Source organism: Pantoea sp. UBA7232 (genome assembly GCF_002473195.1).
Taxonomy (GTDB): Bacteria; Pseudomonadota; Gammaproteobacteria; order Enterobacterales; family Enterobacteriaceae; genus Pantoea; species Pantoea eucrina.
Map to the genome: position 1 here is coordinate 1 of NZ_DKTK01000007.1, position 19,149 is coordinate 19,149.

Consider the following 19,149-nt stretch of genomic DNA (forward strand, 5'->3'; position numbering starts at 1 on the left):
TTTTCCGTAAGCCGGTGTGCCGTGTCGATGGAGGGGTATTAGAGGGACGTCTTCCGTGCTGATATGCGTTAAATACAAAAAAAGAATCGTTCGCGCTATTTTTCGCCACAACGCTCTATTTCACAACGATTTGCCTGGTAACTGCGCAAATTCATACGCAAATCTGCTCACTGCAGACCAGTCGGTGTACTCGACTTCTTTAGAGGTATCGGTTTCACCACCGGTCATGCGCATAATTAACTGAATCATTACCCGATCAAACCAGCGATAGCGCGGATAACGTAACGCGCCGGCAAACACAGCGCAGCAGTCGGGCTGCCACGGTGACTGCTCAAGAAATTTGCGGGTATAGGCATTGGTTTGCGGGGAACGCTTGTCAGCTTTGCGCGCCGTCAGATTCACGCTAAAAAATCCGCTTACCCGCTGCTGCAGCGACTGCCGGTGCTGCGTGACAAACGTCATCAGCGCCGTATCAAAATGACCATAGCGAATCGAGGCGCCTATCAGTACGCGATCGTACTGCGACCAGTCAATCTGTCTCGTCTCTGCAAGATCCTGCACATCACATAACTGCTGCGGTACCAGAGTCTGAGCAATACGCGCTGCAATTTCGCGGGTTTGTCCGTCGCGGGTGGAATAAAGTATTAATGCTTTCATTACAGGTTCCTGTTTCTCTTATTCACGCCAGAAAGTCGGCGTGAACAGCACCAGCAGCGTAAAGACCTCAAGACGCCCGAACAGCATCGTCAGGATCAATATCCATTTCGCCACATCATTCATGGTTGTGAAGTTGTCTGCGACTACACCCAGTCCCGGCCCAAGGTTGTTCAGCGTTGCCGCAACAGCAGCAAACGCGGAGAAGTCATCAACGCCGGTCGCGATAATGGCCAGCATGCTGAGCAGAAACACCAGCGCATAGGCGGAGAAGAAACCCCATACCGCTTCCAGAATACGCTCCGGCAGCGCCCGGTTGCCAAGCTTAATGGTGTAAACCGCATTAGGGTGCACCAGACGTTTTAGCTCACGTGAACCCTGCTTGAACAATAGCAGAATACGAATAACCTTCAGGCCGCCCCCGGTTGAGCCAGCCATACCACCGATAAATGCTGAGCAGAGCAGCAGCACCGGCAGGAACAGCGGCCAGCGTGCAATGCTATCTGTGGTGAAGCCCGCCGTTGTTGCCCATGACACTACCTGGAAAAAAGCCTGATTCAGCGTTTGCCAGCCGCTGTCATAAACATTATGCAGCCAGAGCACCAGCGTGCAGATCACCACCAGCGTAAACTGCACGCCAATAAACATCCGGAATTCAGGATCGCGCCAGTAAACCTTCAGGTTACGCCCGCTCAGCAGTGAAAAGTGCAGGCCGTAGTTACAGCCGGAAATCAGCAGAAACACCGCAACAATCGTGTTGATCGTCGGGCTGTTAAAATAGCCGATGCTGGCATCGTGCGTGGAGAAACCGCCAATAGCGATGGTAGAAAAGCTGTGCCCGATAGCGTCAAACATCGGCATGCCGGCCAGCCACAGGGCCAGCGCGCAGGCGATGGTCAGCACAACATAAATCAGCCACAGCGTTTTTGCTGTCTCTGCAATACGCGGCCGCATCTTATTGTCCTTCAGCGGCCCGGGCATTTCGGCGCGATAGAGCTGCATGCCACCAACGCCCAGAATCGGCAGTATGGCAACGGCCAGCACGATAATCCCCATACCGCCCAGCCACTGCAGCATCTGCCGGTAAAACAGAATCGCTTTCGGCAGGGAGTCGAGCCCCACCAGCGTCGTTGCACCCGTCGTCGTCAGGCCGGAAAAGGATTCGAAAAAGGCATCGGTCGCGGAGAGGTGAGGCTGCTCGGCAAAGATAAACGGCATTGCACCGACGCTGCCCAGTACCGTCCAGAACAGCACCACAATCAGAAAGCCTTCGCGCGGTTTAAGTTCGGTCTTCTGTTTACGGTTGGGCCACCAGAGCAGCGAACCAATGACAATCGCCATCAGGAACGTCTGACTGAAGGCGCGGCCGGCACCGTCGCGATAAATCAGCGCCACTAAACCCGGTACAATCATGGTTACCGAGAATAAAATAACCAGCAGACCCACAATGCGGGTAATGGCGCGGAAGTGCATTCAGCCGTGTCCTTTGTTCAGTTATCCAGCGGGAGCAGCGCTAGCGCACCCCGGCTGTAGTCAGAGAGGTTTTGCTTAAAGGCCGCTATCTGCGCATGAGGCAGCGCAATGCGCAGCGTGATGCAATCTTCATAGCGGCTCTCTTCAGTAATGCCGTCAAAACGCTGCAGCAGGCGTTCTATATCGCTCATCTGTGCATAATCACAGCGCAGCATAAAAGATTGCATCGGCACTTTGCGCTGACGCGGCAGCTGTTTCAGTCCCTGCTGCACCCCGCCGCCGTAAGCTTTGACCAGCCCGCCGGTCCCCAGCATGATGCCGCCATAATAGCGTACGACTACGGCAGTGATCTCACCAAGGCCGCTCCCCATCAGCTGCGCCAGCATCGGCTTACCTGCCGTGCCGGAGGGTTCGCCATCGTCGGAGAAGCCCAGCTGCTGTGAATCGTCCGGAGCACCGGCAACCCAGGCCCAGCAGTGATGCCGCGCAGCGGGATGCTCGCTTTTGACCCGCTGCACAAACGCCCGCGCCGCTTCAGCACCCGGCGTATGCGCCAGCAGAGTGATAAAGCGGCTTTTTTTGATCGTCTCTTCGCTGCTGCTTATCGCCTCAGCCGGAATATCATAAGCGTCCATCAGGCCAGGTGCAGGTCGCGCGTCATGTTCTCAATGCGATTAGGGTGGATCACCACATTATCTTCAATGCGAATTCCGCCATACGGCTTCAGCGCATCAATCGCCTGCCAGTCAAAGTGCTGGGTGTACTTACCCCCGCGTAGCGGCGCCAGCAGCGAATCGATAATATAGAAGCCCGGCTCAATGGTCAGTACCATGCCGGGCTCCAGCACCCGGGTGCAGCGCAGATAAGGGTATTGCGCCGGCGCAGCCAGATGCGTGCCGCGATCGTCCTGCATAAAACCGGCCACATCATGTACCTGCAGCCCGAGGGGATGACCCAGGCCGTGCGGCATGAAAGGTCCGGTGAGATTCTCTGCCACCAGCGCCTCTTCCGTCAGGCCTTTTACCAGACCAAATTTCAGCAACAAACGCGCAATGCGCTGATGCATCTGCAGATGATAATCGGTATAGCGCACGCCCGCTTTCAGCGTAGCGATCAGCGCCAGCTCCTCTTTATTCATTGCCTCCACCAGCTCGGCATAGCGCGTTTTACTTTGCGCCGCATAGCTGCGGGTTAAATCTGCTGCATATCCTGCATACTCAGCGCCGGCGTCAATCAGGAAGCTGTGACGTTTGGCTGGCGGCTGGTGATCGAGCCGGGTGTAGTGCAGCACGGCTGCATGTTCGTTCAGCGCCACAATATTGCCATACGGCACATCCGTATCCCGGTGCCCGGTAGCGGTAAGATAGGCGAGGTTAATATCGAACTCGCTCATGCCGGAGAAAAACGCCTCTTTAGCCGCGCGATGGCCAGCAACCGCCAGCTTCTGCGCCTGACGCAGGCAGGCGAGCTCATAATCCGTTTTGATACTGCGATGATAATGCAGGAAATCGATGACCGCCTGCGGGTTGATCTGCGCGCTGCTGAAGCCCAGCTGCGCAGCACGTTCCGGTACCGGGCCAATGTAGGCGACGTTTTCACGCGATGCTGGCAGCAGCTGTGCAATCTCATCTGCATTTTTCAGCCCGATGACATCAACATCTCCGGTCCAGAAGCTCTCCGGCAGCGGCTCGACGTTATGCCAGTAGTCGACGGGTGAATAGAACCACAGTTTAGGTTTATTGCTGCCGTCGACCCACAGCCAGCAGTTCGGCACCTGCGTGACCGGCACCCAGGCTTTGAACTGCGGATTCACTTTAAACGGATAGGTGTGATCATCCAGAAAAACGGTCTGTAGCTCGCCGGAGTGGATCAGCAGCGCATCGAGTTTGCCGCGCGCCAGAATCTGTTGCGCCCGCTGCTGCAGCGTTTTGATATGCGCCTGATACAGTGTTTTCAGTGAATCCATGAACGAGTCTCCGATGTCGCGAAAGTGGCCGCAGTGTAGCATAGCCGCGCCGCTATTGGCGCGCCAGCCAGCCTGTGATCGCGGTATCAAATAAGCACACTGCCGTTTGCAAAAGAGGGGCAGGCCGCTCACACTCCTGTTCATCTGGTATGACCAGATCACTTTTCGCGGTTTCAGGAGACGGATATGCTCTACCAAGGCGATACCCTTTCATTACACTGGCTCGAAGACGGCGTTGCCGAGCTGGTTTTCGATGCTCCCGGCTCGGTCAATAAACTTGATATTAAAACCGTCGCCAGCCTGGGAGAGGCGCTGAATGTACTGCAGCAGCAGCCCGGTCTGCGCGGTCTGCTGTTAAGCTCCGCCAAACCCGCTTTTATCGTCGGCGCGGATATCACCGAGTTTCTTTCGCTGTTTGATGCCCCTGAAGAGAAACTGAGCGCGTGGCTGACCTTTGCTAACAGCATTTTTAACCGGCTGGAAGATCTGCCGGTACCGACCATTGTCGCCATTGATGGCTATGCGCTGGGGGGTGGCTGCGAGTGTGTGCTGGCAACCGATCTGCGCGTCGCGACGCCGGAGACGCGTATTGGCCTGCCGGAAACCCGACTCGGCATCATGCCAGGCTTTGGCGGTAGCGTGCGTTTGCCGCGCCTGCTGGGAGCCGACAGCGCGCTGGAGATCATTGCCGCCGGCAAAGATGTGGATGGATTAAGCGCGCTGAAGCTGGGTCTGGTCGATGCCGTGGTCAGCCGCGACAAACTGCGCAGCGCCGCGCTCACTATGCTACACGACGCCATTACCCAGCAGAGCTGGCAGGCACGCCGGGCGCCGAAGCTGGCGCCGCTGAAGCTGAGTCCGGTTGAAGCCGCGATGAGCTTTACGCTGGCGAAAAGCATGGTGCTGCAGACGGCAGGTAAACACTACCCTGCCCCGCTGACAGCGGTGAAAACAATTGAAGCTGCCGCCGGGCTGACGCGCGATGATGCGCTTAAGCTTGAAACGGCTGCGTTTGTGCCGCTGGCACAGAGCGATGTTGCCCGCGCGCTGGTCGGCATTTTCCTTAACGATCAATATGTCAAAAGCCTGGCGAAAAAACATAGCGCCCGCGCAGAGCTGCCGCAGCAGGCCGCCGTGCTGGGTGCCGGCATCATGGGGGGCGGGATTGCCTGGCAGTCAGCGTGGAAAGGCGTACCCGTTATCCTGAAAGATATCAGTGAAAAAGCGCTGACGCTGGGTATGAATGAAGCCAGCAAGCTGCTGAATAAGCAGCTGGCGCGCGGCAAAATTGATGGTGCGAAACTTGCTGCCGTGCTGACAACTATCCAGCCGGTGCTGGAGTATAGCGGTTTCCGCCGCGCTGATGTGGTGGTAGAAGCGGTAGTGGAGAATCCGGCGGTCAAAGCGAAAGTGCTCGCTGAGACCGAACAGCAGCTGCGGGACGATGCCATTCTCGCCTCCAACACCTCAACCATCCCGATTAGCGAACTGGCGAAAGCGCTGCAGCGTCCGCAAAATTTCTGCGGTATGCACTTTTTCAATCCGGTACCGCGCATGCCGCTGGTGGAAGTGATCCGCGGCGAACAGACCTCAGAAGCGACCATCAGTAAGGTGGTGGCGTGGGCCAGCAAAATGGGAAAAACAGCGGTCGTGGTTAACGATTGTCCCGGTTTCTTTGTTAACCGGGTACTGTTTCCCTATTTTGCGGCTTTCAGCCTGCTGCTGCGCGACGGCGCTGATTATCGCCAGATTGATAAAGTCATGGAGCAGCAGTTTGGCTGGCCAATGGGGCCAGCGTGGCTGCTGGATGTGGTCGGTATCGATACCGCCCATCATGCGCAGCAGGTCATGGCGCAGGGCTTTCCGGCGCGCATGCAGAAAAACTATCGGGATGCCATCGATGTCCTGTTTGATGCGGGCCGGTTTGGGCAGAAAAACGGCCTCGGCTTCTACCGCTGGGAACAGGATAAAAAAGGCAAACCGCAGAAGATACACGATCCGGACGCCGATACGCTGCTGAGCAGCGTCAGCGAACCTGCGCGTGCGTTCAGCGATGAAGAGATTATTAATCGTATGATGCTGCCGATGCTGCATGAAGTGGTGCGCTGTCTGGAAGAGAAGATTATCGCCTCACCGGCAGAAGCGGATATGGCGCTGGTCTATGGCCTCGGCTTCCCGCCATTCCGCGGCGGCGCTTTCCGCTATCTTGATACGCTCGGTAACAGCAATGTGGTCGACCAGGCCAGACGCTACGCACATCTCGGCACGCTTTATACGCTGCCGGAGGCGCTGGTGCAGCGTGCGCACGCGCATCAGAGCTGGTACCCCGCCGTTCAACCTATTGATGAAGCGTCGCTGCAGCGCGCCTGAGGAACAGAGATGGAAAATGTCGTCATTATTGATGCCGCACGCACGCCCATGGGCCGCTCTAAAGGCGGCGCCTTTCGTCAGGTGCGGGCGGAAGATCTCTCAGCACATCTGATGCGGGAGCTGCTGAGCCGCAACCCGGCGATCGACCCCGCCTCGCTGGATGATATCATCTGGGGCTGCGTGCAGCAGACGCTGGAGCAGGGATTTAATATTGCGCGCAACGCGGCGCTGCTGGCGGAAATTCCGCACCGCGTGCCCGCCAGCACGGTGAATCGCCTCTGCGGTTCATCTATGCAGGCGCTGCATGATGCTGCCCGGGCCATTATGACCGGCGATGCGCAGACCTGCCTGATTGGCGGCGTTGAGCATATGGGCCATGTCCCGATGAGCCACGGCGTTGATTTCCATCCCGGCCTGAGCCGGACAGTGGCAAAAGCCGCCGGCATGATGGGCCTGACAGCGGAAATGCTGGCGCGCATGCACCATATCAGCCGCGAACAGCAGGATGCGTTTGCTTTCCGTTCGCATCAGCGTGCATGGGCGGCGACGCAGCGCGGCGATTTTGCCCGCGAAATTATTCCCACCTGGGGGCACGACGCCGATGGCGTGCTGAAGCGCTATGAGAGTGATGAGGTCATCCGTCCGGAGACCAGCCTGGAGGGTCTGGCCGCGCTGCGGCCGGCGTTTGATCCGGTGAGCGGCACGGTGACCGCCGGCAGTTCATCCGCGCTTTCTGACGGCGCTGCCGCCATGCTGATCATGAGTGAAAGCCGCGCCCGTGAACTGGGCATCACCCCACGTGCGCGTATCCGCAGTATGGCGGTAACCGGCTGCGATCCTTCAATTATGGGATACGGCCCGGTTCCCGCCAGCAAAATGGCGCTGAAGCGCGCCGGACTCAGCGTAGCGGATATCGGACTGTTTGAACTCAATGAGGCTTTTGCTGCGCAAACCCTGCCCTGCATCAAAGATTTAGGGCTTATGGCGCAGATGGATGAGAAAGTAAACCTGAACGGGGGTGCCATTGCACTGGGGCATCCGCTGGGCTGTTCCGGCGCGCGCATCAGCACCACCCTGCTCAACCAGATGACACAGCATGACGTGCAGTTTGGCCTGGCAACCATGTGTATCGGCCTGGGTCAGGGCATCGCCACCGTATTTGAACGTATCTAAAACAGAGACCTGTGAATCGCACGTGTTCCCGCCCTTCCGGGCGGGCTTTTTTACGGCTGCGCCTCAGATAAACGCAAAGGCATCGCCATACATCTGCGCTTCCAGCGCGCCGCGCTCGCTGCAGAAACGCTCACGGGCAATTTTTGCCATCTCAAAGCGTCCGGCGATATAGATGTCATGGCCGCTCAGATCGGCATGATCCTGCATAACGGCGGTCAGTACCGTCCCGCTGCGCCCCTGCCAGCCATCTGCAGGCTGCTCAACCACTGGAATCACCCTGAGATTCGGGTGTTTTACCGCCAGCGCTTCCAGCTCATCCATATCGTAGAGGTGCTGCAGTTCACGTCCGCCCCAGTAAATGGCGATATCACGATCGGGCTGCTGCGCCAGCGCGGTCAGCAGCAGTGAACGCGCGTAGGAAAAGCCGGTGCCGCCGGCGATCAGAATCACCGGGCGCTCGCTCTCTTCCCGCAGCCACGCATCACCATGCGGCATATCAATCGTTACCTGGCGGTCGCTTCTGATGCGATCCATCACGGCCATAGCGTAAAGATTGAGATCGGATGCGCCAATGTGCAGCTCAATAATCTCTTTCTCCATTGGCGTTGAGGCAATGGAGAAAGGACGCTTGTCGCGCTCATCCATTACCACCATCAGATACTGACCGGCGCGAAAGCTAAATTCCGCTTCCGGGATCAGGCGCACGCGATATACGGTGTCGGTAATCGCCTCAACCGAAGTCACTTTGCAGCTTAACGTCGTCATAATTGCCCTTTCTTATGGTTCTCTGCTGCCGTCAGCGCTGCGGCGGTTCGGCAAAGATTGCTAACTCATCCCAGATTGCGTCAATACGCGCGGTGACCGCCGGATCTTTGACGATCGGCGTGCCCCACTCGCGCTGCGTTTCACCCGGCCATTTATTAGTAGCATCCAGCCCCATTTTGGAGCCCAGCCCCGAAACCGGTGAAGCAAAGTCGAGGTAATCGATCGGCGTATTCTCTACCAGTACGGTATCGCGCGCCGGGTCCATGCGGGTGGTAATCGCCCAAATCACATCATTCCAGTCGCGCGCGTTTACGTCGTCGTCACACACAATAACAAATTTGGTGTACATAAACTGACGCAGAAATGACCAGACGCCAAACATCACCCGCTTGGCATGTCCTGCGTACTGTTTTTTAATCGTCACTACCGCCAGGCGGTAGGAGCAGCCTTCAGGCGGCAGATAAAAATCGACAATTTCCGGAAACTGTTTGATTAAGATTGGCACCAGCACTTCATTCAGTGCCACCCCCAGTACCGCAGGCTCATCGGGTGGACGACCGGTATAGGTGGAATGATAGATCGGTTTACGCCGCTGCGTAACGTGCGTAACGGTAAAGACCGGAAAGCTGTCTACTTCATTATAGTAACCGGTATGGTCGCCATAGGGACCTTCCGGCGCCATGTCGCCCGGTTCAATGTAGCCTTCCAGCACAATTTCCGCGCTGGCGGGCACTTCCAGATCGCAGGAGACGCATTTTACCACTTCGGTTTTATTGCCGCGCAGCAGGCCGGCGAAGGCGTACTCCGAGAGCGTATCCGGCACCGGCGTGACCGCGCCCAGTATGGTGGCGGGATCGGCACCCAGCGCCACCGCGACCGGAAAGCGTTCGCCGGGGTGGGCTTTGCACCACTCCTGAAAATCGAGCGCGCCGCCGCGGTGCGACAGCCAGCGCATAATCAGCCGGTTTTTGCCGATAACCTGCTGGCGGTAGATCCCCAGGTTCTGCCGCTCTTTATGCGGTCCGCGCGAAACGGTCAGCCCCCAGGTAATCAGCGGTGCCGCATCGCCAGGCCAGCACTTCATCACCGGAATACGCGACAAATCAACCTCATCGCCGCTGAAGATCTCTTCCTGACAGGGAGCATTGCGCAGACGCTTTGTTGGCATATTCAGCACCTGCTTAAACTGCGGCATTTTGTCAAAGAGATCGCGGAAGCCTTTGGGCGGCTCCGGCTCCTTCAGAAATGCCAGCAGTTTACCGACGTCGCGCAGCGCGCTGACCTCCTCCTGCCCCATACCCATGGCCACGCGCTTTGGCGTGCCAAACAGGTTACACAGCACCGGCATGTCATACCCTTTGGGGTTTTCAAACAGCAGCGCCGGGCCGCCGGCACGCAGCGTGCGGTCGGCGATTTCGGTCATCTCCAGTTCAGGATCAATCTCCTGAGTGATGCGCTTGAGCTCGCCACGCTGTTCCAGCAGCGAAAGAAAATCTCGTAAGTCCTGGTATTTCATGTGGCTTCAGTTTTCCGGCCAGAGTGAATCGGGAAATCGTGCAGATCCGTAATGGTCTGGCAGTCTGATACAGATGCGCCCTAGTCGTCAATTCTCTTGCCGCAAAGCGCACAGATAACGCACTAATCAGAAAATTCGCAGAGAATTTCTCTGGCCGGCACGGTATACGCCAGCCGATGCGCTATAACTCTGACTGCAGGTTTGTTATTCTTGGCATCCATTATTTGGGGGCAATTATGGAATCCTGGTACTTACTCTATTGCAAACGCGGACAGCTGCTGCGCGCTAAGGAACATCTTGAGCGTCAGGCAGTAACATGCCTCAGTCCAACGATCGCGATGGAGAAGCTGGTGCGCGGTAAACGCACCACTGTCAGTGAGCCGCTGTTCCCTAACTATCTGTTTATCGAATTCGATCCGGAAGCGATTCATACCACCACCATCAGCAGCACGCGCGGCGTCAGCCATTTTGTGCGCTTCGGCGCTATGCCCGCCACGGTGCCCTATGAAGTGATTGAAGCACTGCAGACCGATACACCACAGATTGTTCTGGATCCTGAAACGCCGCAGTCGGGCGATGAAGTGCTTATCACCGACGGCACGTTTGAAGGGCTGCGGGCGATTTTTGCCGAGCCCGACGGAGAAACCCGTTCGATCCTGTTGCTGAACCTGCTGAATAAGCAGGTGATGCGCAGTGTGGATAACAAACTTTTTCGTAAGGTTTAAGCCAGCCTGAACAGCTGACGCGCGTTTGCGTCGGCATGCGCACTCAGCGCCTCCGCCGTCTCTCCGCGCCAGCCCGCCACCTGCTGTACCAGATGAGGCAGAAAACAGGGTTCATTGCGCCGCGAGGCCGGACGGGGCCGCATATCGCGCGGCAGTAAATAAGGCGCGTCCGTCTCCAGCAGTAAACGCTCCGCCGGGATCAGCGGCAGCATCTCACGCAGCGCCATTCCGCGGCGTTCATCACACACCCAGCCGGTAATGCCCACGGAGAGGCCCAGCGCCAGACAGGCTTCCAGCTCCGCACGCGTGCCGGTAAAGCAGTGTACCACCGCTCCCGACAGCTTCGGCAGCCACGGCTCCAGCACCGCAACAAAGCGATCGTGCGCTTCGCGGCAGTGTAAGAACACCGGCAGCTGCAGCTCTGCAGCCAGCGCCAGCTGGGCATCGAATGCATACTCCTGCTGCTGATGCGCAGCCAGATTGCGGTTGAAGTCGAGCCCGCACTCCCCTATGGCAACCACCTGTTCGCTCTCTGCCAGGCGGCGCAGCGTGCTGGCTGTTTCTGCGGACCACTCACTGGCGTGATGCGGATGGACGCCGGCCGTAGACCAGCAGTAGCCGGGATGCTGTGCTGCCAGCTGTCGTGCCTGCTGGCTCTCCAGCGCGTTAGTGCCGGTAAGCAGCATGCCGGTGACACCTGCTTCGCGCGCGCGCTTAACCACCTGAGCGCGATCTTTTGCGAATTGCGTGCTGGTCAGGTTTACACCGATATCAAACATCTCTTTCCCCAAATAAAAACCGCCCGGCAGGCGGGCGGTTTGTAAAATGCTTTCACCCCGCGCGCAACGGGGCGTCCTGCGTAAACGCGATCAGGAGTCTTCCTCTGCCGCTTTACGCCCTTTACCCACGTAGTAGCGGGAAAAGAATACGCCGACTTCAAACAGGCAGTACATCGGAATAGCGAGCAAAGTTTGGGAAAAAACGTCTGGCGGTGTGAGCAGCATCCCAACAACGAAAGCGCCGACCAGAATATAAGGCCGTTTTTTCCGCAAATCGTCTGGCGTGGTGATCCCGGTCCAGCAGAGCAGCACGATGGCTATTGGCACTTCAAACGCAACGCCAAATGCCATAAACAGCGTCATGACAAAGTCGAGATAGTTCGTAATGTCGGTCGCAATGGTGACGCCCTGCGGCGCGGTCTTGGCAAAAAAGCCAAACGCCAGCGGAAAGACAATAAAGTAGGCAAAAGCCACACCCACGTAGAACAGCAGTGTACTGGAGAAAAGCAGCGGCATAACCAGCCGGCGTTCATGCCGGTAGAGCGCTGGCGCGATAAATGCCCATACCTGATAGAGGATCACCGGAACCGCCAGAAACACCGAGACAATAAGGGTCAGCTTGATCGGCGTAAAAAATGGCGAGGCAACATCTGTGGCAATCATACTGGCGCCGGCCGGCATCTGGCTGATCAGCGGTGCGGCGACCGCGTGATAGATATCGTTAGCGAAATAGATCAGGCAGAGAAAAATCGCAAACACGGCAATGATGCAGTTCAGCAGACGCTTACGCAGCTCGATCAGATGGCTGATGAGCGGCTGGGTATCTTCAACAGCCATGGTTATCGTTCATCTTTTGCAGAAAGGGGAGTGGGTGAGTGCGCCGCATCAGCCCGATCGCTGAGCGTTTCTGCAGCAGCAGGTGCCTGCGCCGGTGCGCTGGCGTGATGCTCCGCCTGTGCCGGCGTAACGGCGGCAGCCGGCGGCACATCAGGTTTAACCACGGCAGGCTGATGAATCGTATTCGCTTCATCCTCCGCTTTTTCGATATCAATACTCTGCTGAACAGAGCGCTTCATGGAGTCAGCGGTTTTACGCAGCTCTTCCATTGACTGCTTCAGCTCCGGAGAGAGCGTTCCCTTTCCCGCCTCTTCCACTTTCTTCAGGCTGTCCTGCAACTCCTGCAGCTTTAGCTCCTGCGCCAGCTCGTGCTGCACATTAGCCGCCAGCGAGCGAATTGCCCGGATCCAGCCCACTACCGTTTTTACCGCCACCGGCAGACGTTGCGGCCCGAGTACAATCAGGCCGATCACGAACACCAGAACCAGTTCACTAAAGCCAATATCGAACACAGTTACACCTTACTTATCCCGCGGCTGATCTTTATTCACCGGGTCATGCTGTTTATCTGCCAGCGTTTTGGCATTGAAGTCAGCATCCTGCTCTTTAGGCAGATCTTTTTTCTCATCTTCATCACTCATCGCTTTTTTAAAGCCGCGAATGGATGAGCCAAGATCTGAACCGAGGTTGCGCAGTTTATTGGTGCCGAACAGAAGTACAACGATGACGGCAATGATTAACAATTGCCAGATACTGATACCGCCCATGAGATATGCCTCTGAAATACTTAACAAAAAGAAAAACTGTAATGTGGCGGGCCGGGAAACCGGCTCCGGCCTGCGACATTACGCGATTTGCACCAGGCAAACAATTAGTTTGTCTTGCGCCAGCCCACCAGCCAGGTCACGATGCCCGCCGCCATTAACAGCGCCGGGAAGAAGTCCCAGTCAGGCCGGCTCAGGAGTACTGCCGTCCCGCTTAACAGCAGCGTGGCCCCCACGCCAAACAGGTAGCGCGACTGGTGATGCCGGGTGCGCTGCGCGTTCAGTTCATTAACCAGTTTATCAACGCTGTGCTGCAATAACTTATGCTGGCGCATGCTGTCGTAAAACAGTTCCGGCAGTTCTGGCAGTTTCTCTGCCCAGAAAGGCGCTTTCTCTTTAACCTTACGTACCAGCGCCGGAAGACCAATCTGATCTTTGATCCACTCTTCCAGAAACGGCTTCGCGGTTTTCCATAAATCGAGCTGCGGATAGAGCTGACGTCCAATCCCTTCAATATAGAGTAGCGTTTTTTGCAGCAGCACCAGCTGCGGCTGCACTTCCATATTAAAGCGGCGCGCCGTGTTGAACAGGTTGAGCAGCACGTGACCAAATGAGATCTCCGCCAGCGGCTTCTCAAAAATCGGTTCGCAGACGGTGCGGATTGCAAACTCAAAATCTTCAACGTTAGTATCGGGCGGCACCCAGCCGGAATCCACGTGGAGTTCCGCTACCTTGCGGTAGTCGCGGTTAAAAAAGGCAATAAAGTTTTCGGCCAGATAGCGCTTATCTTCTTTGTTAAGCGATCCCACAATCCCGCAGTCGATACCGATATATTGCGGATCTTCCGGACGATCGTAACTGACAAAAATGTTGCCCGGATGCATATCGGCGTGAAAGAAGCTGTCGCGAAATACCTGGGTAAAGAAAACCTGCACGCCGCGTTCAGCCAGCAGCTTCATATTGACGCCGTGCTGCTCCAGCGTGGCGACATCGGAGATCGGGATCCCGTAAATCCGCTCCATCACCAGCATGGTTTCGCTGCAGTAATCGGAGTAGACCTCCGGTACGTAGAGCATGCGGCTCTGATCAAAATTACGGCGCAGCTGAATCGCATTGGCCGCTTCCCGCAGCAGATTGAGTTCATCAATCAGCGTTTTTTCGTAATCGCGGACCACTTCCATCGGACGCAGGCGGCGACCATCCGGCAACAGGCGCGGCACCCAGCGTGCCAGCCGGTAGATCAGCTTCATATCCGCTTTGATAACCGGCAGGATATCAGGGCGGATCACTTTGATGACCACTTTGCGGCCGTTAGATTTCAGCGTCGCGGTGTGGACCTGAGCAATAGAGGCAGAGGCGAGCGGTTTGATATCGAAATCGTCAAACCAGGTCTCAACCGGACCGCCAATCGAGCGCTCAATCTGCGCTTTTGCTTTTACGCCGTCAAACGGCGCGACGCGGTCCTGCAGGATTGCCAGCTCGTCGGCAATTTTAGGCGGAAACAGATCGCGACGGGTTGAGAGCATCTGACCAAACTTGATCCAGACCGGGCCAAGCTGCTCCATTGCCAGACGCAGGCGCAGGCCCATCTCCGCTTCTTTATGCCGGTTGGGGATCCAGAATACGCAGCGGCGCCACAGCCGCAGCGGCAGCGTGATGCGCATGTGCGGTATGAGTTCATCCAGCCCGTAGGTCAGAAAAATTTTAACGATAAAATATAAGCGCCGAAGTTCTCCGAGCGTCATTTCGCCTCCCGCTGTGCCAGACGCGCCTCAAAGGCGTTTAGTGAACGCTCCATCGCTTCAACCTCTTCTGCAAACCATGCCAGCTCCAGCGCACCCGGCGCCAGCCGCCACTCTTCGGTTACCACCTGGCTGAGATAGTCCTGACGGCGCGTTACCTGCTGCTGCGCAAAAGCCAGCGCCCGCCTGCCGGCCTGACTGATACCCTGTGCCGCAATATCACCGGTCCAGGGTGCCAGATACTCTGCCGGATCGAGTTCAGCCAGATCCATTAATGCGGAGAACTGCTGTACCACCTGCAGATCGCCCTCAACGTTCAGCTCGCCGCTGCGGATCAGGCCGGTGAGCTGCTGGCGATCGCGCAGTTTAGGCAACGTACTCAGGCGCAGGCTGACGCTGCAGTCGCTGCTGTCCTGCCAGTCGCCCAGCACGTCCAGTCGCGTTTCGCTGAAGACCAGCACAAGGGGAAAATCGAGCTCCTGCAGCCGCAGCAGCAGCACCTTACCTGCCAGGCGCTGCCGGGCGGCTTTCAGGCTACGATCGCGATAAAGTACACGATTCAGCGCGGTTTCAAGCGCGCCGGTAATAAGAGGGGTTAGCGTCATGGTCACTCAGAACTTAAAGCCACGATGCAGCGCGACAATGCCGCCAGTCATGTTGTGATACGTGCTGTTTTCAAAACCGGCGTCGTTCATCATCGCTTTCAGGGTCTCCTGATCGGGATGCATACGAATAGATTCAGCCAGATAGCGATAGCTCTCTGCGTCATTCGCCACCAGCTGCCCGATACGCGGCAGAATATGGAATGAATAGGCGTCATACGCCTTGCTCAGCGGATCCAGCACCGGCTTAGAAAACTCCAGCACCAGCAGACGACCGCCCGGCTTCAGCACGCGAAACATTGAAGCCAGCGCTTTCTCTTTTTCCGTGACGTTGCGCAAGCCAAACGAGATGGTGACGCAGTCAAAATAGTTATCCGGGAACGGCAGAGCTTCCGCATTCGCCTGCACATAGCTGACGTTGCCGGTGACCCCAAGATTACGCAGCTTTTCACGGCCCATTTTCAGCATCGAGCTGTTAATATCCGCCAGAACCACCTGCCCGGTTTCACCCACCAGACGGGAAAATTTCGCCGTGAGATCGCCCGTGCCGCCTGCCAGGTCGAGCACACGCTGACCGCGACGCACGCCGCTGCTGTCAATGGTAAAACGCTTCCATACGCGATGGACGCCGAACGACATCAAATCGTTCATCAGGTCATATTTTGCCGCAACGGAATGAAACACGTCCGCGACTTTATCGGCCTTTTCACTTTTTGCTACGGTCTGGAAGCCAAAGTGAGTAGTTTCCTGCTGTGATTCATCTGCCATCGGTTTTACCTGTTCCACAAATAATTCTCTCCGAAGTGTATCAGAGTCGCGCGATCCGAGCACGTTGCCGCCGGTTATTCATTGATACGGCGCACTTCCGCTGCCGTTTCCGCATCATCCTCTGCCCAGCGCTCATCCGCTTCATCCGGCAGCGCCTGCTGCACCAGCTGCGGATTAATGGGCCGCTTAACTTCGACTCCCAGCGACTTAAACGCCTCGCTCTGGGCGATAAGATTGCCGCGCCCTTCTGCCAGCTTTTTCATCGCCTGCTGATAGCTCTGCTGCGCCTTGTCCAGATTATGTCCGATGCCGCTCATATCATCGACAAACAGCCGCATTTTGTCATAGAGCCGTGCGGCGCGATCGGCAATCCGCTGGGCGTTGCGGCTCTGATGCTCATAGCGCCACAGATTATTGATAGTACGCAGCGCCACCAGCAGCGTAGTCGGACTGACCAGCATGATATTCTGCTGCAGCGCCTCGCTAATCAGCTCAGGCTGCCGATCGATGGCCAGCAAAAACGCCGGCTCCACCGGTATAAACATCAGCACATAATCCAGCGAGCGTAAACCGGGTAATTGTTGATAATCTTTTCGCCCCAGCAGACGAATATGACCGCGCATCGCCGCAACATGGTCCTGAATAGCCAGCTCCCGTGCGGCATCATCCTCAGCGTTAAAGTAGCGCTCATACGCGACCAGCGTCATCTTGGCATCCACCACCACATCTTTGCCCTGCGGCAGCCGGACAATCACGTCGGGCTGCATGCGCCCCTGCTCCAGCGCGATGTTAACCTGGGTTTCATACTCATACCCCTCACGCAGGCCGGACGCTTCCAGTACCCGACTGAGCACCACTTCGCCCCAGTTACCCTGAATCTTGTTGTCGCCTTTCAGCGCTTTGGTCAGGTTTAACGCCTCCTGCGCCATTTGTGCATTGAGCTGCTGCAGCTGGCGGATCTCATACGTTAACGTATGACGCTCACGCGCCTCCTGACCAAAACTCTCATTGACCTGACGGCGAAAGCCATCCAGCTGATCGCGCAGCGGCGCAATCAGGCTGTTAAGACTCTGACGATTTTGCTCATCAACACGGCGACCGCTGTTTTCAAAAATGCGGTTCGCAAGATTCTCAAACTGGGCGCTCAGACGCTGCTCGCTGCTGGTCAGCAGCCGCTGCTTCTCTTCAGCGGCAAAGCGCGTCTCCTCCAGCCGGATAGTCACCTCGCGCAGCTCCGCTTCCTGTGCGCTGTTGACCTCCAGCTGATTACGCAGCTCGCGGCTGAGCTGTTCACTTTCAGCACGCCAGTAATCCAGCTGCTGCAGGCGCTCCTGCGCCCCGCTCAGGGTGCCATGCAGCTGCCGCAGCTCCTGTTCACGCTGCCGGAGCTGCAGCTGCAGCTGTTCCTGTTCGCGCTGCTGACGCTGCTGCGCCGCTTCCAGCAGGCGATGCTCCGCAGTCAGGCTGGCGTGCTGCTGACCGGCACGCAGCTGCGCCAGCAGCCAGCCGATACCCAGACCGGCCAGTGCCAGTACAAGCGTAATAATAAGTTGCTGATCCATGATCCCCCCGCCCCTCGCGATGCTCAGGGGAAAGGTAAAGTTGGCCTGGAGGAATGTCTACTGAAATCTCTGACCGCCAGGCCGCAGGAGGTCAGCAGGCTCTGACCGTGAGTTCGCCCGCTTTCCAGGCATCGATCAGGAAAAACGGCATCGGCAGCACCCATTCACTCTCATTCACCACGCGCGCCGGATAACACCAGCTCTGGCCGCCACAGGCGAGTTCAACCTGCTGCGCACCGTTGCAGGGGGCAGTGGCCTTACCGGTCATGCTGGCATAGCCGGCGTTACTGCCGACATGAAAATGTTCTGTCTGCCAGCGAACGGGGGCGTGAGCGGGCCACGGCTGCGCCTGATGAAAATGAAAAAGATCGTCATGACTGAGCAGGCTGGCACGAACGGTGGGCCACAGCGCCACTTTGAGGAAATATTGATCGGTGAAGCGCTGATTGCCGGTGTAGCGCGCCATAAAGTCGCGCATCTGCTGCGCAAGGTTGCGGACGACGCCGTGACAGCCGCCCCACATACCGGCCAGCAGCAGTTCGGTATGGGTAAAGTAGTCACGCATATGATGAAACCAGAACGGCGAGTCGAGCCAGGCCTGCACGGCCGCAGCTTCGCGCTCTGACAGCAGCGAGTCGGCGTCGCGAATGATAAAGCGCCTGACCGTGGGGTCATCCATCACCAGAAAGCGCCAGAGCGTAGGCTGAATCTCTTTTTCGTGCGACATATCCACCAGCTGCGCGCCGGCGTGCTGCAGGCGCTGCCAGACATGCTGCGGCACGCTTTCATCCAGATAGACGCGACACTGCCATGCCGGATAGAGCTCGCGCGCCACTTCAACGTTTTTAATCAGCGTTTCGCAGTAGCGCGGCTGGTTGCCATACAGGCTGAACGCAATACTGTTTTCCGCCGGGTTGTGCGGGTTAAACGCCGGCGGCGCATCAGCCGGAAACGGCTGCTTTTGTCCGGCAGAAAAGCGCGCATCGGAGTGCATCAGCGAAGCCAGGCCGTAGCGTGCCACCTCATCCGGCTTATCCAGCCAGCCACAGACCTCGGTCAGGCCATCCAGCCAGGTTTCCGAAGCCTGTGCACGCTGTGCGTCAGGCGCCTGGCAGATTTTCTGATAGATTTTGTACGATTTTTTATAGTCGCCGGTGCGCATCAGCGTCAGTGCATAGTCGCTGAGCACCTGCATATGGTTCGGCATTACCCGCAATACCGCTTCACAGCACTGACGCGCCTGCGCGTAGTCGCCGTCGGCCATCGCCTGGCGAAACTGCGCGGCGGCGTGTTCAACGCGCGCCTGCGCAGCAGCGGGATTATTGACAGAGGCGGAACGGGGAGCGGAGAAGGTCTTACGCATAAAAGGGATCCCAGAGTTCGCTGAATAGGTGCGCATCCTGATTCGTCAGCGGCTGAGTTCCCTGTGAGGCGGGTCCCGCATCCATTGCCA

The 19,149-nt window shown here is 57.3% G+C and carries 18 protein-coding genes; 3 read left to right on the forward strand and 15 right to left on the reverse strand.

The window, feature by feature from the left end:
* Nucleotides 1-120: 120 nt before the first annotated feature.
* From hemG to pepQ, 4 genes are read right to left on the reverse strand one after another with little or no spacing between them, the layout of a single operon-like run.
* Nucleotides 121-657 carry a menaquinone-dependent protoporphyrinogen IX dehydrogenase gene (hemG, locus tag B4056_RS07040; protein WP_039381821.1) on the reverse strand — a complete coding sequence of 179 codons (537 nt, stop codon included), beginning with the start codon at nucleotides 655-657 and terminating at the stop codon, nucleotides 121-123.
* A gap of 18 nt (nucleotides 658-675) precedes the next feature.
* Nucleotides 676-2,127 (reverse strand): Trk system potassium transporter TrkH, encoded by a 1,452-nt coding sequence (gene trkH / locus B4056_RS07045; RefSeq protein ID WP_065647777.1) that lies wholly within the window; start codon nucleotides 2,125-2,127, stop codon nucleotides 676-678.
* 17 nt (nucleotides 2,128-2,144) lie between these two features.
* Nucleotides 2,145-2,762 (reverse strand): IMPACT family protein, encoded by a 618-nt coding sequence (locus B4056_RS07050; protein ID WP_113655768.1) that lies wholly within the window; start codon nucleotides 2,760-2,762, stop codon nucleotides 2,145-2,147.
* Nucleotides 2,762-4,093, reverse strand: coding sequence for a Xaa-Pro dipeptidase (gene pepQ, locus B4056_RS07055; RefSeq protein WP_071668198.1), 1,332 nt, complete (start codon nucleotides 4,091-4,093; stop codon nucleotides 2,762-2,764). The genes B4056_RS07050 and pepQ overlap by 1 nt, the downstream gene beginning before the upstream one ends.
* Before the next feature lie 186 nt (nucleotides 4,094-4,279).
* Here pepQ and fadB point away from each other — a divergent pair, with 186 nt between their 5' ends.
* Nucleotides 4,280-6,463, forward strand: coding sequence for a fatty acid oxidation complex subunit alpha FadB (fadB, locus tag B4056_RS07060; RefSeq protein WP_288654238.1), 2,184 nt, complete (start codon nucleotides 4,280-4,282; stop codon nucleotides 6,461-6,463).
* Nucleotides 6,464-6,472: 9 nt separating this feature from the next.
* Nucleotides 6,473-7,636 carry an acetyl-CoA C-acyltransferase FadA gene (gene fadA / locus B4056_RS07065; RefSeq protein WP_094111146.1) on the forward strand — a complete coding sequence of 388 codons (1,164 nt, stop codon included), beginning with the start codon at nucleotides 6,473-6,475 and terminating at the stop codon, nucleotides 7,634-7,636.
* A gap of 63 nt (nucleotides 7,637-7,699) precedes the next feature.
* On the opposite strand, the gene fre is transcribed toward fadA, so the two are convergent.
* Both fre and ubiD read right to left on the reverse strand, forming a co-directional pair.
* Entirely contained in the window at nucleotides 7,700-8,401 is a 702-nt protein-coding gene (gene fre / locus B4056_RS07070) for an NAD(P)H-flavin reductase (protein ID WP_094111147.1), read from the reverse strand.
* A gap of 31 nt (nucleotides 8,402-8,432) precedes the next feature.
* Nucleotides 8,433-9,917 (reverse strand): 4-hydroxy-3-polyprenylbenzoate decarboxylase, encoded by a 1,485-nt coding sequence (gene ubiD / locus B4056_RS07075; RefSeq protein WP_039381814.1) that lies wholly within the window; start codon nucleotides 9,915-9,917, stop codon nucleotides 8,433-8,435.
* A gap of 236 nt (nucleotides 9,918-10,153) precedes the next feature.
* On the opposite strand from ubiD, the gene rfaH reads away from it, so the two are divergent.
* Complete coding sequence (gene rfaH, locus B4056_RS07080; protein ID WP_039381813.1) at nucleotides 10,154-10,642, forward strand: transcription/translation regulatory transformer protein RfaH; 489 nt, start codon at nucleotides 10,154-10,156, stop codon at nucleotides 10,640-10,642.
* On the opposite strand, the gene tatD is transcribed toward rfaH, so the two are convergent.
* The 9 genes from tatD to B4056_RS07125 form a co-directional block, all read right to left on the reverse strand.
* Nucleotides 10,639-11,421 carry a 3'-5' ssDNA/RNA exonuclease TatD gene (tatD, locus tag B4056_RS07085; protein ID WP_288654243.1) on the reverse strand — a complete coding sequence of 261 codons (783 nt, stop codon included), beginning with the start codon at nucleotides 11,419-11,421 and terminating at the stop codon, nucleotides 10,639-10,641. The two genes, rfaH and tatD, sit on opposite strands and share 4 nt — an antisense overlap.
* Before the next feature lie 90 nt (nucleotides 11,422-11,511).
* On the reverse strand, nucleotides 11,512-12,258 hold the full coding sequence (gene tatC / locus B4056_RS07090; RefSeq protein WP_039381808.1) for a Sec-independent protein translocase subunit TatC: 747 nt from the start codon (nucleotides 12,256-12,258) through the stop codon (nucleotides 11,512-11,514).
* Between the two features lie 2 nt (nucleotides 12,259-12,260).
* Nucleotides 12,261-12,770 (reverse strand): Sec-independent protein translocase protein TatB, encoded by a 510-nt coding sequence (tatB, locus tag B4056_RS07095; protein ID WP_094111148.1) that lies wholly within the window; start codon nucleotides 12,768-12,770, stop codon nucleotides 12,261-12,263.
* Between the two features lie 9 nt (nucleotides 12,771-12,779).
* Complete coding sequence (tatA, locus tag B4056_RS07100) at nucleotides 12,780-13,025, reverse strand: twin-arginine translocase TatA/TatE family subunit (protein ID WP_039381803.1); 246 nt, start codon at nucleotides 13,023-13,025, stop codon at nucleotides 12,780-12,782.
* A gap of 104 nt (nucleotides 13,026-13,129) precedes the next feature.
* Nucleotides 13,130-14,767 carry a ubiquinone biosynthesis regulatory protein kinase UbiB gene (gene ubiB / locus B4056_RS07105; RefSeq protein WP_039381801.1) on the reverse strand — a complete coding sequence of 546 codons (1,638 nt, stop codon included), beginning with the start codon at nucleotides 14,765-14,767 and terminating at the stop codon, nucleotides 13,130-13,132.
* Complete coding sequence (gene ubiJ / locus B4056_RS07110; RefSeq protein WP_039381799.1) at nucleotides 14,764-15,369, reverse strand: ubiquinone biosynthesis protein UbiJ; 606 nt, start codon at nucleotides 15,367-15,369, stop codon at nucleotides 14,764-14,766. Before ubiJ ends, ubiB begins: the two co-directional genes overlap by 4 nt.
* A gap of 6 nt (nucleotides 15,370-15,375) precedes the next feature.
* The gene (gene ubiE, locus B4056_RS07115; protein ID WP_288654247.1) at nucleotides 15,376-16,134 is read right to left on the reverse strand and encodes a bifunctional demethylmenaquinone methyltransferase/2-methoxy-6-polyprenyl-1,4-benzoquinol methylase UbiE; all 759 of its coding nucleotides are present in this window, start codon (nucleotides 16,132-16,134) and stop codon (nucleotides 15,376-15,378) included.
* A gap of 74 nt (nucleotides 16,135-16,208) precedes the next feature.
* Nucleotides 16,209-17,696, reverse strand: coding sequence for a DNA recombination protein RmuC (gene rmuC, locus B4056_RS07120; RefSeq protein WP_104085848.1), 1,488 nt, complete (start codon nucleotides 17,694-17,696; stop codon nucleotides 16,209-16,211).
* Between the two features lie 91 nt (nucleotides 17,697-17,787).
* Nucleotides 17,788-19,059 carry a tetratricopeptide repeat protein gene (locus B4056_RS07125; protein ID WP_113655772.1) on the reverse strand — a complete coding sequence of 424 codons (1,272 nt, stop codon included), beginning with the start codon at nucleotides 19,057-19,059 and terminating at the stop codon, nucleotides 17,788-17,790.
* Between the last annotated feature and the right edge of the window lie 90 nt (nucleotides 19,060-19,149).

What these genes read in the sequence shown, in the direction of transcription:
- rfaH (WP_039381813.1), top strand. Translation starts at nt 10,154, where the DNA reads ATGGAATCCTGGTACTTACTCTATTGCAAACGCGGACAGCTGCTGCGC.
- pepQ (WP_071668198.1), bottom strand. Translation starts at nt 4,093, where the DNA reads ATGGATTCACTGAAAACACTGTATCAGGCGCATATCAAAACGCTGCAG.
- tatC (WP_039381808.1), bottom strand. Translation starts at nt 12,258, where the DNA reads ATGGCTGTTGAAGATACCCAGCCGCTCATCAGCCATCTGATCGAGCTG.
- rmuC (WP_104085848.1), bottom strand. Translation starts at nt 17,696, where the DNA reads ATGGATCAGCAACTTATTATTACGCTTGTACTGGCACTGGCCGGTCTG.
- tatD (WP_288654243.1), bottom strand. Translation starts at nt 11,421, where the DNA reads ATGTTTGATATCGGTGTAAACCTGACCAGCACGCAATTCGCAAAAGAT.
- fre (WP_094111147.1), bottom strand. Translation starts at nt 8,401, where the DNA reads ATGACGACGTTAAGCTGCAAAGTGACTTCGGTTGAGGCGATTACCGAC.
- ubiE (WP_288654247.1), bottom strand. Translation starts at nt 16,134, where the DNA reads ATGGCAGATGAATCACAGCAGGAAACTACTCACTTTGGCTTCCAGACC.
- ubiJ (WP_039381799.1), bottom strand. Translation starts at nt 15,369, where the DNA reads ATGACGCTAACCCCTCTTATTACCGGCGCGCTTGAAACCGCGCTGAAT.
- fadA (WP_094111146.1), top strand. Translation starts at nt 6,473, where the DNA reads ATGGAAAATGTCGTCATTATTGATGCCGCACGCACGCCCATGGGCCGC.
- ubiB (WP_039381801.1), bottom strand. Translation starts at nt 14,767, where the DNA reads ATGACGCTCGGAGAACTTCGGCGCTTATATTTTATCGTTAAAATTTTT.
- ubiD (WP_039381814.1), bottom strand. Translation starts at nt 9,917, where the DNA reads ATGAAATACCAGGACTTACGAGATTTTCTTTCGCTGCTGGAACAGCGT.
- B4056_RS07050 (WP_113655768.1), bottom strand. Translation starts at nt 2,762, where the DNA reads ATGGACGCTTATGATATTCCGGCTGAGGCGATAAGCAGCAGCGAAGAG.
- B4056_RS07125 (WP_113655772.1), bottom strand. Translation starts at nt 19,059, where the DNA reads ATGCGTAAGACCTTCTCCGCTCCCCGTTCCGCCTCTGTCAATAATCCC.
- fadB (WP_288654238.1), top strand. Translation starts at nt 4,280, where the DNA reads ATGCTCTACCAAGGCGATACCCTTTCATTACACTGGCTCGAAGACGGC.
- hemG (WP_039381821.1), bottom strand. Translation starts at nt 657, where the DNA reads ATGAAAGCATTAATACTTTATTCCACCCGCGACGGACAAACCCGCGAA.
- tatA (WP_039381803.1), bottom strand. Translation starts at nt 13,025, where the DNA reads ATGGGCGGTATCAGTATCTGGCAATTGTTAATCATTGCCGTCATCGTT.
- trkH (WP_065647777.1), bottom strand. Translation starts at nt 2,127, where the DNA reads ATGCACTTCCGCGCCATTACCCGCATTGTGGGTCTGCTGGTTATTTTA.